The 14,546-nt window shown below is 52.4% G+C and carries 15 protein-coding genes and 1 pseudogene; 9 read left to right on the top strand and 7 right to left on the bottom strand.

Going from position 1 to position 14,546, the window contains the following annotated elements:
• The first annotated feature begins 11 nt into the window (after positions 1-11).
• A complete protein-coding gene (gene cyoE / locus OGV75_RS10475) occupies positions 12-902 on the top strand; it encodes a heme o synthase (RefSeq protein ID WP_003831005.1) in 891 nt (296 codons plus the stop codon).
• A gap of 59 nt (positions 903-961) precedes the next feature.
• Here the strand turns inward: cyoE and OGV75_RS10470 are convergent, their stop codons facing one another.
• From OGV75_RS10470 to OGV75_RS10460, 3 genes and pseudogenes are all read right to left on the bottom strand, one after another.
• Complete coding sequence (locus tag OGV75_RS10470; protein ID WP_142417658.1) at positions 962-1,285, bottom strand: DUF1493 family protein; 324 nt, start codon at positions 1,283-1,285, stop codon at positions 962-964.
• The gene (locus OGV75_RS10465; protein ID WP_016152047.1) at positions 1,285-1,752 is read right to left on the bottom strand and encodes an STM2901 family protein; all 468 of its coding nucleotides are present in this window, start codon (positions 1,750-1,752) and stop codon (positions 1,285-1,287) included. Before OGV75_RS10465 ends, OGV75_RS10470 begins: the two co-directional genes overlap by 1 nt.
• A gap of 11 nt (positions 1,753-1,763) precedes the next feature.
• Positions 1,764-2,246, bottom strand: a pseudogene (locus OGV75_RS10460) (Hcp family type VI secretion system effector).
• Between the two features lie 182 nt (positions 2,247-2,428).
• On the opposite strand from OGV75_RS10460, the gene OGV75_RS10455 reads away from it, so the two are divergent.
• Entirely contained in the window at positions 2,429-3,793 is a 1,365-nt protein-coding gene (locus OGV75_RS10455) for an MFS transporter (protein WP_016152045.1), read from the top strand.
• A 94-nt stretch (positions 3,794-3,887) separates the two neighbouring features.
• Here the strand turns inward: OGV75_RS10455 and OGV75_RS10450 are convergent, their stop codons facing one another.
• Positions 3,888-4,379, bottom strand: a complete 492-nt coding sequence (locus OGV75_RS10450; RefSeq protein ID WP_003831002.1) for a YajQ family cyclic di-GMP-binding protein — start codon at positions 4,377-4,379, stop codon at positions 3,888-3,890.
• A gap of 174 nt (positions 4,380-4,553) precedes the next feature.
• On the opposite strand from OGV75_RS10450, the gene panE reads away from it, so the two are divergent.
• The 3 genes from panE to OGV75_RS10435 are packed head-to-tail and all read left to right on the top strand — an operon-like array spanning position 4,554 to position 7,129.
• A complete protein-coding gene (gene panE / locus OGV75_RS10445) occupies positions 4,554-5,465 on the top strand; it encodes a 2-dehydropantoate 2-reductase (protein ID WP_016155860.1) in 912 nt (303 codons plus the stop codon).
• Entirely contained in the window at positions 5,428-6,018 is a 591-nt protein-coding gene (yajL, locus tag OGV75_RS10440; RefSeq protein ID WP_016152043.1) for a protein deglycase YajL, read from the top strand. The genes panE and yajL overlap by 38 nt, the downstream gene beginning before the upstream one ends.
• 31 nt (positions 6,019-6,049) lie before the next feature.
• Entirely contained in the window at positions 6,050-7,129 is a 1,080-nt protein-coding gene (locus OGV75_RS10435) for a hypothetical protein (protein WP_200013922.1), read from the top strand.
• 99 nt (positions 7,130-7,228) lie between these two features.
• Here OGV75_RS10435 and thiI read toward each other — a convergent pair whose 3' ends face one another.
• A complete protein-coding gene (thiI, locus tag OGV75_RS10430) occupies positions 7,229-8,677 on the bottom strand; it encodes a tRNA uracil 4-sulfurtransferase ThiI (protein ID WP_005125147.1) in 1,449 nt (482 codons plus the stop codon).
• A gap of 208 nt (positions 8,678-8,885) precedes the next feature.
• Here thiI and xseB point away from each other — a divergent pair, with 208 nt between their 5' ends.
• Genes xseB through yajO form a run of 4 tightly spaced genes read left to right on the top strand, consistent with a single transcriptional unit; the run spans position 8,886 to position 12,946 of the window.
• Complete coding sequence (xseB, locus tag OGV75_RS10425) at positions 8,886-9,128, top strand: exodeoxyribonuclease VII small subunit (RefSeq protein WP_016152040.1); 243 nt, start codon at positions 8,886-8,888, stop codon at positions 9,126-9,128.
• A complete protein-coding gene (ispA, locus tag OGV75_RS10420) occupies positions 9,129-10,028 on the top strand; it encodes a (2E,6E)-farnesyl diphosphate synthase (protein ID WP_016152039.1) in 900 nt (299 codons plus the stop codon). It abuts the gene before it with no gap.
• A 24-nt stretch (positions 10,029-10,052) separates the two neighbouring features.
• Positions 10,053-11,915 (top strand): 1-deoxy-D-xylulose-5-phosphate synthase, encoded by a 1,863-nt coding sequence (gene dxs, locus OGV75_RS10415; RefSeq protein ID WP_049042283.1) that lies wholly within the window; start codon positions 10,053-10,055, stop codon positions 11,913-11,915.
• Positions 11,916-11,971: 56 nt separating this feature from the next.
• On the top strand, positions 11,972-12,946 hold the full coding sequence (yajO, locus tag OGV75_RS10410; RefSeq protein ID WP_286480636.1) for a 1-deoxyxylulose-5-phosphate synthase YajO: 975 nt from the start codon (positions 11,972-11,974) through the stop codon (positions 12,944-12,946).
• A 99-nt stretch (positions 12,947-13,045) separates the two neighbouring features.
• On the opposite strand, the gene pgpA is transcribed toward yajO, so the two are convergent.
• A complete protein-coding gene (gene pgpA / locus OGV75_RS10405) occupies positions 13,046-13,564 on the bottom strand; it encodes a phosphatidylglycerophosphatase A (RefSeq protein ID WP_016152036.1) in 519 nt (172 codons plus the stop codon).
• Entirely contained in the window at positions 13,542-14,519 is a 978-nt protein-coding gene (gene thiL, locus OGV75_RS10400) for a thiamine-phosphate kinase (protein WP_286480635.1), read from the bottom strand. The genes pgpA and thiL overlap by 23 nt, the downstream gene beginning before the upstream one ends.
• Positions 14,520-14,546 lie beyond the last annotated feature (27 nt).

The raw sequence follows: 14,546 nt of genomic DNA, 5'->3' as shown, positions 1-14,546 counted from the left end.
GAGCGGCGATTATGATGTTTAAGCAATACCTGCAAGTAACAAAACCAGGCATCATCTTTGGCAACCTGATCTCGGTGATTGGGGGATTCCTGCTGGCCTCGAAAGGCAGCATTGATTATCCCCTGTTTATCTACACGTTGGTTGGGGTGTCACTGGTTGTGGCGTCGGGTTGTGTATTTAACAACTACATCGACAGGGATATCGACAGGAAGATGGAGAGGACCAAAAACCGCGTGCTGGTTAAAGGTCTGATTTCCCCTGCGGTCTCGCTGGTATACGCCACCCTGCTGGGTATTGCTGGCTTTATGCTGCTGTGGTTTGGCGCGAACCCTCTGGCCTGCTGGCTGGGGGTAATGGGCTTCGTGGTCTATGTGGGCGTCTATAGCCTGTACATGAAGCGCCATTCCGTTTATGGCACGCTGATTGGCTCACTCTCCGGCGCTGCGCCGCCGGTGATTGGCTACTGCGCCGTAACAGGTGAGTTCGATAGCGGTGCGCTGATTCTGCTGGCTATTTTCAGTCTGTGGCAGATGCCGCACTCTTACGCGATTGCGATTTTCCGCTTTAAGGATTATCAGGCAGCCAACATCCCGGTACTGCCGGTGGTGAAAGGTATTTCGGTCGCGAAGAACCATATCACGCTGTACATCGTGGCGTTTGCTATCGCCACGCTGATGCTAACCCTGGGCGGCTATGCTGGTTATAAATACCTGATTGTTGCTGCGGCGGTGAGCGTCTGGTGGTTGGGCATGGCGCTGCGCGGTTATAAAGTGGAAGATGACAGGGTCTGGGCGCGCAAGCTGTTCGGTTTCTCCATCATCGCCATTACCGCGCTTTCCGTGATGATGTCCGTTGACTTTATGGTGCCAAATTCGCAGAACCTGCTGACTTACGTCTGGTAACGATCTGCTGATACGAAAAGGGTGCCTCTGGCACCCTTTTTTATTGGCAGGGATGTTATTCAGTCATAAAGCCATTTCCCCGCCTTTGCTGACTCTATAATCATCTCTACTGTCAAAGGCTTTAATTCAATTTCAGGAGGATCTTTTTTCCAGAAAGGGTATTCTTGTTCAATATAATTCCTTCCATCAAAGTTCGAATATTCAATATCAAAATGCTCAAATAAATCAGCTACAAAATCATATGCATCTTCCGGAATAAACTGAAAATCATCCTCCAGGGTCCATTCTTTCGTGACCTGCTTAAGACCAGGTCTAAACCAACGTTCCCTGATTGGGTAATTCTTCATGATGTACTCAATAACTTCAGCTTCATAATTTCTCATCAGAAAGATGTCCACTGTATGCGATCTTTGGGTCGTGCGATGAGGTTGTATTTATCGCGGGTATGTTTTGTCACCGCGAACAAAAGCACGATTAACTGAGCATGCCCGACAAAAGGAACCCAACGGCCTATGTAAGTTGCTATTTGGTTTGTTGGAACCATCTTCAATTTGGAAAACTTCCCCATAGGAGCGTGTAGTCTTAAACCAAACGGGAACCGAGCCCCTTTCAGAAGTTTTCTACATAGAATTGATGCAATACTAGTGCCTGGAGTGTTCGTGGCTGCTGATAGTTTTCCTTTGACAGGAATAAATGGTTGACCGATCAAAACCAGCATAACAGCTTCCGTGGTGATACCTAATGAATCTGCCAACTGCTCAATGAATATCAAATCAAACAGTTCACCTGACGTTACGTTAGCGTGACCATGATACCAATAGGTTCCATTCGCCTCTTCAGTTGTGTCCATTCAATCCCCCATTATGCCGTCTGCCGGTCATTCCATGCGTCGGTATAGATAATGTTTCCGTCGCAATGCTTCCAGGTGATTTTTTCGTAGCGTAATTCTATGGTTTCAAGATGGTTATTATTCATGTCCTCTGGACCAGCCATCGAGGGAGAAACGGAGACAATCCGCACCCCTTCCAGAAACATATTGAAGTATTCAACTTCCTGACCGGCATCATTGATTTTGTACCAACGAATCTCTGCAGACTTAAGATTCTGACCAGAAGCGACAGCTTTGTATAAATACGGGCTAGAGTAGTCAAACTCTTTGATGATCATCATCGGTGAATGTTGGCGTGTGCCTGTTGGCTTGCCTGTACCGTTATCAGTGGGAATAGACAAATTGTGATGAAAGCCTTTAAATTCAATACTGTATTCTCTTCCCTATACATCACACCCGCCCTTAATCAGCGCACCACCATCGTCATAAATCCACATATTGCCCGGAATCGCCATTTTCCTTTTCCCTCTTTCCATTAGAAATAACCACAAAAAGACTACACCTGTAATTATCGCAAGTAAATTAGTCGCAATTGTAATTATTTCAATTTTCCCACTACACAATTCCACATATCGTAGAGGTTTACCGCACTCCTTCCCCGCTTTACACTAGGCGCGAAATTAATACAGAGGTGGGAATGAACGATTACAAAATGACGCCCGGTGAGTTGCGCGCCACCTGGGGTTTAGGGACCGTATTCTCGTTGCGCATGCTTGGCATGTTTATGGTTCTGCCGGTTCTGACCACGTACGGTATGGCGCTACAGGGGGCCAGTGAAGCGCTGATTGGCCTTGCTATTGGCATTTATGGTCTGGCGCAAGCCGTTTTCCAGATCCCCTTTGGTCTGCTTTCAGACCGCATCGGTCGTAAGCCGCTTATCGTCGGCGGGCTGGCGGTATTCGTTCTCGGCAGCGTGATTGCCGCCCTCTCCGATTCAATCTGGGGCATTATTCTCGGTCGCGCTTTGCAAGGCTCTGGCGCGATTGCCGCCGCCGTGATGGCGCTGCTTTCCGACTTAACCCGTGAGCAAAACCGTACCAAAGCGATGGCGTTTATCGGCGTCAGCTTTGGTATCACCTTCGCCATTGCGATGGTGCTAGGACCGATCGTTACCCATGCGCTGGGACTACACGCGCTGTTCTGGATGATTGCAGCTCTTGCAACCACCGGCATCGTGCTAACCATTTGGGTCGTTCCCAATAGCACCAGCCACGTGCTGAACCGCGAATCTGGCATGGTAAAAGGCAGCTTCAGCAAAGTGCTGGCGGAGCCCAAACTGCTCAAGCTCAACTTTGGCATCATGTGTTTGCACATTTTGTTGATGTCCACTTTCGTCGCCTTACCGGGCCAACTGGCGAAAGCCGGTTTCCCCGCCGCAGAGCACTGGAAAATTTATCTGGTGACGATGCTGCTGTCTTTTGTTTCCGTGGTGCCGTTCATCATCTACGCAGAAGTGAAGCGGCGGATGAAGCGCGTATTCCTCGCCTGCGTGTTACTGATCCTTATCGCAGAGATTGTATTATGGAGCGCTAACGTGCGTTTTTGGGGGCTGATTGCGGGCGTTCAGATATTCTTCCTCGCCTTCAACCTGATGGAGGCCCTCCTCCCCTCGCTTATCAGCAAAGAGTCTCCGGCTGGCTATAAAGGCACGGCGATGGGCGTTTACTCCACCAGCCAGTTTCTTGGCGTGGCGATTGGCGGTTCGCTCGGCGGTTGGGTGGTCGAAATGTTTGATGGTCAGGCGGTATTCCTGGCCGGCGCGCTTCTGGCGGCAGTTTGGTTGTTGGTGGCAAGCACAATGAAAGAGCCGCCATATGTCAGTAGCCTGCGAGTGGAAATCCCACCTGAGATTGCCGCAGATGACACCCTTAAGCAGCGTCTGCTGGCTAAAGAAGGGATAAGCGAAGTGTTAATTGTAGCGAAAGAGCATTCGGCTTACGTGAAAATCGACAGCAAAGTGACGAATCGATTTGAGGTTGAACAGGCCATCAGCCAGGCGTGAAGAGTGCCAGATGGCGACTATCGTTTGACCCGGCCTACAAATAGCGTGTGAAACCTGTAGGCCGGATAAGCGTAGCGCCATCAGGCATTACGACTTAATCGCGGAAGTTCTTAAACTGGAACGGCTGGCCGAGATCGCCGCCGCGAACCAGCGCCATAACGGATTGCAGATCGTCACGCGCCTTGCCGGTCACGCGGATTTCTTCGCCCTGAATCTGCGCCTGCACCTTCAGTTTGCTGTCTTTGATCAGCTTAACGATTTTCTTTTGCACCGCGCTTTCAATACCCTGTTTCAGCTTAGCTTCAACAAACCAGGTTTTACCGCTGTGCACGAAGGTTTCTGGTACGTCCAACGAAGTGCCTTCAATACCACGTTTCAGCAGCTTGGCACGTAAAATATCCAGCAACTGATTGACCTGGAAATCAGACTCGCTTAGCACCTTAATCGTCTTATTCGACTCGTTCAGCTCAAAAGTCGCTTCAACGCCACGAAAATCAAAGCGTGACTCCACTTCGCGGCTGGCGTTATCTACCGCGTTACGGGCTTCCTGAAGATCAACTTCAGAAACAATATCGAAAGATGGCATCTTTTCCTCTCCCTTCATTTTTGATGCGAAGCATAATACCTGCAAAGTTACACAACAGACAGCGCTATACTAGGCTGTATCCTTTAATTGTACGTGGTACTGATACCTGCGAACAATAATGGGGTACGGCCGATATGGATTAACACCTGGTGATGTTGCAGGTGAGGAGGAAGAATGAAAATTACCGTACTGGGATGTGGAGCGTTAGGACAGCTTTGGCTAACCACGCTGTGCAAACATGGACATGAGGTTCAGGGGTGGCTACGCGTACCGCAACCCTATTGCAGCGTTAACCTGATCGACACGGATGGGTCAGTATTCAATGAATCCCTGACGGCAAACGACCCCGATTTTTTGGCGAAAAGCGACCTGTTGCTTGTCACTCTGAAAGCCTGGCAGGTTTCTGATGCGGTCAAAGGCCTGGCCGCCATTCTGCCTGACACCACTCCCATTCTGCTGATTCACAACGGTATGGGGACGATTGAAGAGTTGCATAACATTAAGCAACCTCTGTTGATGGGCACCACAACCCACGCGGCACGCCGTGACGGGAACGTGATCATTCATGTCGCTCAGGGAACAACAAGGATTGGTCCGGCGCGTGAACAAGACGGTGATTTCAGTTATCTGGCTGAAGTCCTGCAAGAGGTGCTGCCGGACGTCGCCTGGCACAACAATATTCGCGCTGAGTTGTGGCGCAAGCTGGCCGTCAACTGCGTCATTAACCCGCTGACCGCATTATGGGATTGCTCGAATGGAGAGTTACGCCATCATCCTGAAAAAATAGCGCTCATCTGCGAGGAGGTGGCGGCGGTCATTGAACGCGAAGGCCACCACACATCAGCAGATGATTTACGCTATTATGTTGAGCAAGTGATTGACAGTACGGCGGAAAATATCTCATCAATGCTGCAAGACATACATGCCCTGCGCCATACTGAGATCGACTACATTACCGGTTATTTGTTAAAACGCGCCCGCGCGCACGGCATCGCCGTACCGGAAAATGCCCGCCTGTTTGAAATGGTTAAGAGAAAGGAAAGTGAGTATGAGCGCTCAAGCACTGGTATGTCTCGCCCCTGGTAGTGAAGAGACCGAAGCGGTCACCACTATCGATCTGCTGGTTCGCGGCGGAATTAAGGTCACGACCGCAAGCGTTGCCAGCGATGGCGGCCTGACGATCGTGTGCTCACGCGGCGTAAAACTACTGGCGGATGCACCATTAGTGGAAGTTGCTGACGGGGATTTCGATATTATCGTGCTGCCCGGCGGTATTAAAGGCGCCGAGTGTTTTCGCGACAGCCCTCTGCTTGTCGAAACCGTGAAACAGTTTCATCGCTCCGGGCGCATTGTCGCGGCAATTTGCGCCGCTGCCGCCACAGTCCTCGTCCCACACGATATTTTTCCCATCGGTAACATGACCGGTTTTCCGGCGCTGAAAGACAATATTCCCACTGACCAGTGGCAGGATAAGCGCGTCGTATGGGATCCGCGCGTCAATCTGTTAACCAGCCAGGGACCGGGAACCTCAATCGATTTCGGTTTAAAAATCATTGATCTCCTGGTGAGTCGCGAAAAAGCTTACGAAGTGGCATCACAACTGGTGATGGCAGCGGGAATTTATAACTACTACGAGTAATCTTCAGGCCACTCGCATTCAAGGAATTATGATGAAAGGATATCTGAGCGGAGTGGCTTTACTGCTCCTTTCCGGCTACGCCAGTGCGACTCAACTTGAAATTGAGAGCCTTGAGTATCGCTATCCCGCAAGCACTGAGATGCAATATCGCGTGCCGTGGTTTACCTCAACGGATAACCCACAGGTTGCAAAACGCATTAACGATTATATTTTCACAAGCTTTATCAATCAGCTACCGGGAAATAATCCACGAGCGACCGTGAATCAGTTTGCGAAATCAGAGATGAATCCCACCGCAAACCTTGACTACACGGTTGAGTATCGCGACGCCAAAGTGTTGACCCTCAACATGTTTGTCGAAGGCTGCGGGGCGTATTGCGAGTCGTACAATGTACCGATCAGCTTCGATTTAGCCAACGGCGCGACAATTACCCTTAACGACCTCTTTTCCCGCTCCACGATGACCGAATTAAACACCCGTATCAGAAAAGATATCCGCAGCCAAATTGATACCTTTGTTGCCGCACAGAAATCACAAAAGCCGGAGCAAATAAAAGAAGACGTTGGAGATTCTGGCTTTGCCGAATTCTACGCATCATGTGCAACCTACACCGACGGTCTGTACTACATCGACAAATTCTCCCTGCAAAAAGACCATCTGGCTTTCCTGAATGGACGTTGTAGCAACCACGCCAATCGCGCGGGTGACGAACTGGGCGATTTCACCACGAAAATCCCGACCGTTGAACTGCATGATCAGCTCACGCCTTACGGCCAGTATCTGACTACCGCAAAGAGATCTACACCGGTTTCGCCAGCGCCCGGCATTGACGGCAAGGTCATGTACGGCACGTTGGGAAAAAGCATGCGTATTGTGTTGAAGGTCGACTGCAAATACGGTGATTTTTTTGAAGGGGCTTACTTTTACCAGAAGTTTGGCGCACCGATTGAATTAAACGGTAAATGCGACACAGCCGACAATCAACATTATGTACTGAAGACCTCTGCCGCTGAACAATCGGAAGAGAAGATAACGCTGGAGTTAAAAGACGGCGTCTATCAGGGTGTCTGGGAGTCGAACGGGAAAAAGCTCCCCATCCGTTTTGAATAATATTGTTATATTGCCGGATGGCAGCGTAAACAATTTATCAGGCCTACAAAACATACCGCTTGCAGGCCTGATAAGCGCAGCACCCTCAGGCAAAAGTCACTACGGGCGATATACCTTCACGTTTTCAAAGCCCTGCTCGCGCAGATACAGCGCCTGCAGACGGCTCATCACCCCGCGTTCACACCACAGCAGCCAGGTTTTACTCTGGTCCAGATCGCCGAATTTGGTGCTCAGTTTGTAGAACGGCAGAGAAACGACGTCCACACCGTCAACTTTCAGCGGTTTGTCATCCTGTTCATCCACAGAGCGGATATCCAGAATCACATCGTTCGGGCCGAAGCCGCTCACGGTTTCCACTTCCACCACGGTCTGCTGCGTCTGCTGGGCGATATCACGAATATCGATATTGTTCGCTTCTTCAACCACTTTATCGAGGATAGAGAAATCGAAGTTTTCTTCTTCGGCCTCAATCTTCGCTTTAATCGCTTTCACCGTCGGGCTTTTTGAAATCACACCGCAGTATTCCGGCATGGTACGGGCAAAGTCCTCAGTACCAATTTCACGCGCCAGATTAATGATGTGCTCCTTATCATGGGAGATAAGCGGGCGCAGGATCAGGGTGTCAGAAACGTTATCGATCAGGCGCAGGTTGGTCAGCGTCTGGCTGGACACCTGGCCCAGCGCTTCACCGGTTACCAGCGCCTGTACGCCGTAGCGCTCAGCGACTTTCGACGCTGCACGAACCATCATACGTTTAAGGACCACGCCCATCTGACCGTCGTCGACTTTCTCCAGGATCTCGCCAACCACCGGCTCAAAGTTGATCGCGACAAAACGCACGCGATGCGAGCTACCAAAGCGGTTCCACAGATAATGCGCCACCTGACGAACGCCGATTTCATGCGCTGCGCCGCCGAGATTAAAGAAGCAGTAGTGCACACGGCAACCGCGACGCATCAGCATATAGCTGGACACGCCGGAGTCGAAACCACCGGAAATCAGCGACAGTACATCTTCCTGCGTCCCGATCGGGAAACCGCCAATACCTTCATAGCGGCCTTTAACCAGCAGCAGACGGTCGTTTTCGATTTCAAGATTAACCGTCACGTCCGGCTTCGTCAGCTTCACGCGCGCGGATTCAATATGCTGGTTCAGTCCACCGCCAACATAGCGTTCCACCTCAATAGAGCTAAACTCATGCTTACCGCGACGCTTAACGCGTACGCAGAAGGTTTTGCCTTCCAGTTGATCGCGATACTGCACCAGCGCTTTCTCGAAAATATCGTGCATATCGGTAAACGGCACGTCTTCAACTTCGAGAATATGGTGGATCCCCGGAATACGGGTCAGCGCGTCGCGAATATCCAGGCGCTGGCTTTCATCTTTAGCGCGAACCTCAACGTGATCCCAGTGGCGGACAACGGCAAGGTCTTCATCATAGTGCTTTAAAACGTTACGAATGTTCCCTGTCAGAATTTTTATAAAGCGCAAACGCACAGATTGGCTTTTGATGGTGATTTCTGGGAACAATTTAATGATAAACTTCATGGCGGCAATGGTTCTTTGGCAAGTCTGAATGACTTGTAATGGAAAAAAATACAGCAGCCCATACCCTGCGGCTGCATCCAGGCGCGCAAGTATACCACCATCATGGTCATCCTGTGCACATCGCCTTACCATTGTGCGTTATTTGCTTATCAGTGCGAGTCCGTTACCATAGCCTTGTGCTGCCAATACAGAGAGTCAGACATTCATTATGCCGAAGAAAAATGAAGCGCCAGCCAGTTTTGAAACAGCGCTGAGCGACCTGGAACAGATTGTTACCCGTCTGGAAAGCGGCGACCTGCCGCTGGAAGAAGCGCTGAACGAATTTGAACGTGGCGTACAGTTAGCACGTCAGGGACAGGTCAAGTTGCAGCAGGCTGAACAGCGCGTACAAATCCTGCTGTCAGATACTGAAGACGCCGCCCTTACGCCTTTCACACCGGATAATGAGTAAATGGATTTTACGCAGCAGCTACAGGCTTGCGTTGAGCAGGCCAACCAGGCACTGAGCCGTTTTATCGCGCCATTGCCCTTTCAGAACACTCCCGTGGTCGAAACCATGCAATATGGCGCATTATTAGGCGGTAAACGTCTGCGCCCGTTTCTGGTGTATGCGACCGGTCAGATGTTTGGCGTCAGCCTGAGTACGCTTGATGCTCCCGCTGCCGCCGTCGAGTGTATCCATGCCTATTCGCTGATGCACGATGACTTACCCGCGATGGACGACGATGACCTGCGCCGCGGTCTGCCGACCTGCCACGTAAAATTTGGCGAGGCGAATGCGATCCTGGCCGGAGATGCGCTACAGACGCTGGCGTTCTCCATTATCAGCGACGCCCCGATGCCGGAAGTTTCTGATCGTGACCGCATCGCGATGATCTCTGAACTGGCCCAGGCCAGCGGTATCGCCGGTATGTGCGGCGGTCAGGCGTTGGATCTGGACGCTGAAGGCCATCAGGTAGAATTGGATGCGCTGGAGCGTATTCACCGCCATAAAACCGGGGCATTGATTCGCGCCGCCGTGCGTCTGGGTGCGTTAAGCGCAGGCGATAAAGGGCGAGAATGCCTGGCAATACTCGACAAGTACGCAGAAAGCATCGGTCTGGCCTTCCAGGTTCAGGATGACATCCTGGATGTGGTAGGCGATACTGCAACATTGGGTAAACGTCAGGGTGCTGACCAGCAGCTTGGCAAAAGTACCTATCCTGCACTTCTGGGTCTTGAGCAAGCCCAGAATAAAGCCCGGGATTTAATTGAGGATGCCCGCCAGTCGCTAAGTTTGCTGGCCGCACAGTCACTCGATACCTCGGCACTGGAAGCGCTAGCGGACTACATAATCCAGCGTGATAAATAAACCAACATATCCCATGAGCTTGCGATGAGTTTTGATATAGCCAAATACCCGACCCTGGCGCTGGTCGACTCCACTCAGGAGTTACGCCTGCTGCCAAAAGAGAGCCTGCCAAAGCTTTGCGACGAACTGCGCCGCTATTTGCTCGACAGCGTAAGCCGTTCCAGCGGGCACTTCGCCTCTGGTCTGGGCACGGTGGAACTCACCGTAGCGCTGCACTACGTCTACAACACCCCGTTTGACCAGTTAATCTGGGATGTGGGACATCAGGCTTACCCGCACAAAATTCTGACCGGCCGCCGCGATAAAATCGGCACCATTCGGCAGAAAGGCGGTTTGCATCCATTCCCATGGCGCGGTGAGAGCGAATATGACGTACTGAGCGTTGGGCACTCCTCAACCTCCATCAGCGCAGGTATCGGTATTGCGGTTGCCGCCGAGAAAGAAGGCAAGGAACGCCGTACCGTTTGTGTGATTGGGGACGGTGCAATCACCGCAGGCATGGCATTTGAAGCGATGAACCACGCGGGTGATATTAAGCCCGACATGCTGGTTATCCTCAACGACAACGAAATGTCGATTTCAGAGAACGTCGGCGCGCTGAACAATCACCTGGCGCAACTGCTCTCAGGCAAACTCTACTCCTCGCTGCGCGAAGGCGGGAAGAAAGTGTTCTCCGGTGTACCACCGATTAAAGAACTGCTCAAACGTACCGAAGAGCACATCAAAGGCATGGTTGTGCCGGGTACTCTGTTTGAAGAGCTGGGCTTTAACTATATTGGTCCGGTGGACGGTCACGACGTGCTGGGGCTTATCACCACGCTTAAGAACATGCGCGATCTCAAAGGTCCACAGTTCCTGCACATCATGACCAAAAAAGGTCGTGGCTACGAGCCGGCGGAAAAAGATCCGATTACGTTCCACGCGGTACCCAAATTCGATCCATCCAGCGGATGCCTGCCGAAAAGCAGCGGCGGCCTGCCGAGCTATTCAAAGATCTTCGGTGACTGGCTGTGTGAGACCGCGGCGAAAGACAATAAGCTGATGGCGATCACCCCGGCGATGCGCGAAGGCTCCGGTATGGTGGAGTTCTCACGTAAGTTCCCGGACCGCTACTTTGATGTGGCGATTGCCGAGCAGCACGCGGTGACGTTTGCGGCCGGTCTGGCGATTGGCGGTTATAAGCCGGTCGTGGCTATTTACTCCACCTTCCTGCAACGCGCTTACGATCAGGTACTGCATGATGTCGCCATCCAGAAACTGCCGGTCCTGTTCGCCGTCGACCGGGCGGGTATCGTTGGCGCAGATGGACAAACCCACCAAGGGGCGTTCGACCTCTCTTTCCTGCGCTGTATCCCGGAAATGGTCATTATGACCCCAAGCGATGAGAACGAATGTCGCCAGATGCTGTTCACCGGCTATCACTACAACGACGGTCCAACGGTCGTACGTTATCCGCGCGGTAACGCGGTGGGTGTTGAGCTGGCGCCGCTGGAACATCTGCCAATCGGCAAAGGCATCGTGAAGCGTCACGGTGCGAAAGTGGCGATTCTCAACTTCGGCACCCTAATGCCGGAAGCCGCTCAGGTCGCAGAGTCACTGAACGCCACGCTGGTTGATATGCGCTTTGTGAAACCGCTGGATGAAACGTTGATCCTCGAAATGGCAGCCCAACACGAGGTGCTGGTCACCCTTGAAGAGAATGCCATTATGGGCGGCGCTGGTAGCGGCGTAAACGAAGTGCTAATGGCCCATCGCAAGCCTGTTCCGGTGCTGAACATTGGCCTGCCTGACTTCTTCATCCCGCAGGGAACTCAGGACGAGGCTCGCGCCGAACTGGGACTTAATGCCACCGGAATTGAGGCCAAAATCAAGGCCTGGCTGGCATAATCCCCTCCCCGCTCCTGCTATGCTTAACTCATCACGAGCATAGCAGGAGTGGATTAATGAAATACAACACCTTAGGAAAAACCGACCTACGGGTCTCCCGCCTTTGCCTGGGTTGCATGACGTTTGGCGAGCCCAATCGCGGCAATCACGCCTGGACGCTACCTGAAGAAAGCAGCCGCCCGATAATCAAACACGCCCTTGAAGGCGGCATTAACTTTTTTGATACCGCCAACAGCTACTCCGCTGGTAGCAGCGAAGAGATTGTCGGCCGCGCGCTGCGTGATTTCGCCCGCCGCGAAGAGGTCGTGGTCGCCACCAAGGTTTTTCACCAGGTTGATGATTTAGCGGAAGGATTATCCCGCGCACAAATCTTGCGCTCAATCGACGATAGCCTCAGACGCCTGGGTATGGACTATGTGGACATCCTGCAAATTCACCGCTGGGATTACAATACGCCTATCGAAGAAACGCTGGAAGCCCTTAACGACGTAGTGAAAGCCGGTAAAGCTCGCTATATTGGCGCCTCATCCATGCACGCGTCTCAGTTTGCTCAGGCGCTGGCCTTACAGAAACAACACGGCTGGGCGCAGTTCGTTAGCATGCAGGATCACTACAACCTGATCTACCGTGAGGAAGAACGCGAAATGCTGCCGCTTTGCTATCAGGAAGGCGTCGCGGTGATCCCTTGGAGTCCGCTGGCGCGTGGTCGCCTGACGCGCCCCTGGGGAGAAACGACCGCACGTCTGGTTTCTGATGAAGTCGGTAAAAATTTATACTCTGAGAGCGATGAAAACGACGCGCAAATTGCCGCGCGGCTGACCGGTGTCAGTGAGGAATTAGGCGTATCGCGTGCGCAGGTTGCGCTGGCCTGGCTGCTGAGCAAACCGGGGGTGGCAGCGCCGATTATCGGCACTTCACGCGAGGAACAGCTGGATGAGTTACTTAATGCGGTGGATTTGACGCTGAAGCCAGAGCAGATTGCCGAGCTGGAAACGCCGTACAAACAGCATCCGGTAGTCGGATTTAAATAATCTGGCATTGCCCGATGGCGCGCGCTTATAAGGCCTACGAAACCGACATCGTGTTTCCAGGCCGGATAAGGCGTTTACGCTGCCATCCGACAAACCTATTTAAATGATACCTACCGGCCAGTGATGGCCGATAAAATACAAAATTCCGGCGGAGAGTATTCCGGCCACAATATCATCAATCATGATCCCCGTACCGCCATGCACGTTGCGATCGAACCAACGGATCGGCCACGGCTTCCACATATCCAGAATACGGAAAATCACAAATCCGGCGGCGACCCACTGCCAGTCGTGGGTCGGCAGCGCCATCAGGGTTATCCACATCCCGACAAACTCGTCCCAGACAATACTACCGTGATCGTGCACGCCCATATCTTTCGCCGTTTGATGGCACAGATAAACGCCGATACAGATAGACAACATGACCACCAGTGAATACAGCTGCCACGGCAGAAACGTCATTAAATACCAAAAAGGGATCGCCGCCAGCGATCCCATCGTGCCTGGAACAATTGGGCTCAGCCCGCTGCCAAAACCGGTGGCCAACAGGTGCCACGGATTGCGCATACTCAGGCGGCTTTTGGCGACATCTTTTTTAAGGCGCGGCAAAATGGTCATATCCTTTCCAGTCGAACGTGACGGGTTTTCCGTCGCGCGTAAAGTGAATGCCTTCCACGTCCGCGCTCATCTGCCCAATGCAGGTAAACGATGCGCCGAGATTCCCCAGCGCCACGTCCAGTGCGCCACGGTTAATTTCCGGTACGGTAAAGCATAACTCATAATCTTCACCACCCGAAAGCGCCCAGCGCAGGGCTTGTTCCGGCTCAACGTGTTGGGCAAATGCCGTAGAGTATGGCAACGCATCGACGTTAACCCGCGCCCCACAGCCGCAGGCATTGACGATATGCCCCAGATCGGAAATCAGGCCGTCGGAAATATCGATAGCCGCACTGGCCAGATCGCGCAGGGCTTGTCCCTGCAAAATACGCGGCGTTGGACGCAGATGACGTTTAAGCAGATAGTCTGCGTCTTTTGCATCTGCCACCTGCAAGCGATCCTGCAAAATCGCCAGCCCGGCCGCGCTGTCGCCCGGCGTACCGGTCACATAAATCCAGTCCCCCGGTTTCGCACCGGAGCGTTTTAAGGCCCGTCCAACAGGGACGTAGCCGTGGATACCCAGCGTCATCGACAGTGGCCCACGCGTGGTGTCACCACCTATCAGCTGCATATCATAGTAATTGAGGAGTTCAAACAGGCTATCGCTGAAGGCTTCAAGCCAGGCTTCATCGACGTCAGGCAGCGTGAGCGCCAGCGTCAGCCACGCAGGATCGGCTCCCATCGCCGCCAGATCGCTCAAATTCACTGCCAGCGCTTTCCAGGCGAGATCGGTGGGATCAATGCCGGGGAGGAAGTGGTTGCCTGCCACCAGCGTATCGGTGCTGATCGCCAGCGTCTGTTTTTCAGGGATGTTCAGAAGTGCGCAATCGTCACCAATACCGGTTTCGACATCAAGACGAGACGTTCTTACGCGGTCAAAATAACGGGCAATCAGGGAAAATTCGCCGCATGCCATACGTTATGCCTCAGCAGAAAAAAAAGA

The sequence above is a fragment of the Citrobacter sp. Cb028 genome, assembly GCF_030336705.1.
GTDB classification, from domain to species: domain Bacteria; phylum Pseudomonadota; class Gammaproteobacteria; order Enterobacterales; family Enterobacteriaceae; genus Citrobacter; species Citrobacter braakii.
The sequence above is the reverse complement of the archived record's forward strand: the minus strand, read 5'-3'. Positions and strand labels throughout refer to the sequence as shown.

Bases quoted from the DNA above. Each gene is read 5' to 3' on its own strand.
- OGV75_RS10435 (WP_200013922.1), top strand. From the start codon at position 6,050: ATGAAAGGATATCTGAGCGGAGTGGCTTTACTGCTCCTTTCCGGCTAC.
- thiL (WP_286480635.1), bottom strand. From the start codon at position 14,519: ATGGCATGCGGCGAATTTTCCCTGATTGCCCGTTATTTTGACCGCGTA.
- pgpA (WP_016152036.1), bottom strand. From the start codon at position 13,564: ATGACCATTTTGCCGCGCCTTAAAAAAGATGTCGCCAAAAGCCGCCTG.
- yajL (WP_016152043.1), top strand. From the start codon at position 5,428: ATGAGCGCTCAAGCACTGGTATGTCTCGCCCCTGGTAGTGAAGAGACC.
- thiI (WP_005125147.1), bottom strand. From the start codon at position 8,677: ATGAAGTTTATCATTAAATTGTTCCCAGAAATCACCATCAAAAGCCAA.
- OGV75_RS10450 (WP_003831002.1), bottom strand. From the start codon at position 4,379: ATGCCATCTTTCGATATTGTTTCTGAAGTTGATCTTCAGGAAGCCCGT.
- OGV75_RS10455 (WP_016152045.1), top strand. From the start codon at position 2,429: ATGAACGATTACAAAATGACGCCCGGTGAGTTGCGCGCCACCTGGGGT.
- ispA (WP_016152039.1), top strand. From the start codon at position 9,129: ATGGATTTTACGCAGCAGCTACAGGCTTGCGTTGAGCAGGCCAACCAG.
- yajO (WP_286480636.1), top strand. From the start codon at position 11,972: ATGAAATACAACACCTTAGGAAAAACCGACCTACGGGTCTCCCGCCTT.
- OGV75_RS10465 (WP_016152047.1), bottom strand. From the start codon at position 1,752: ATGGACACAACTGAAGAGGCGAATGGAACCTATTGGTATCATGGTCAC.
- xseB (WP_016152040.1), top strand. From the start codon at position 8,886: ATGCCGAAGAAAAATGAAGCGCCAGCCAGTTTTGAAACAGCGCTGAGC.
- dxs (WP_049042283.1), top strand. From the start codon at position 10,053: ATGAGTTTTGATATAGCCAAATACCCGACCCTGGCGCTGGTCGACTCC.
- OGV75_RS10470 (WP_142417658.1), bottom strand. From the start codon at position 1,285: ATGAGAAATTATGAAGCTGAAGTTATTGAGTACATCATGAAGAATTAC.
- panE (WP_016155860.1), top strand. From the start codon at position 4,554: ATGAAAATTACCGTACTGGGATGTGGAGCGTTAGGACAGCTTTGGCTA.
- cyoE (WP_003831005.1), top strand. From the start codon at position 12: ATGATGTTTAAGCAATACCTGCAAGTAACAAAACCAGGCATCATCTTT.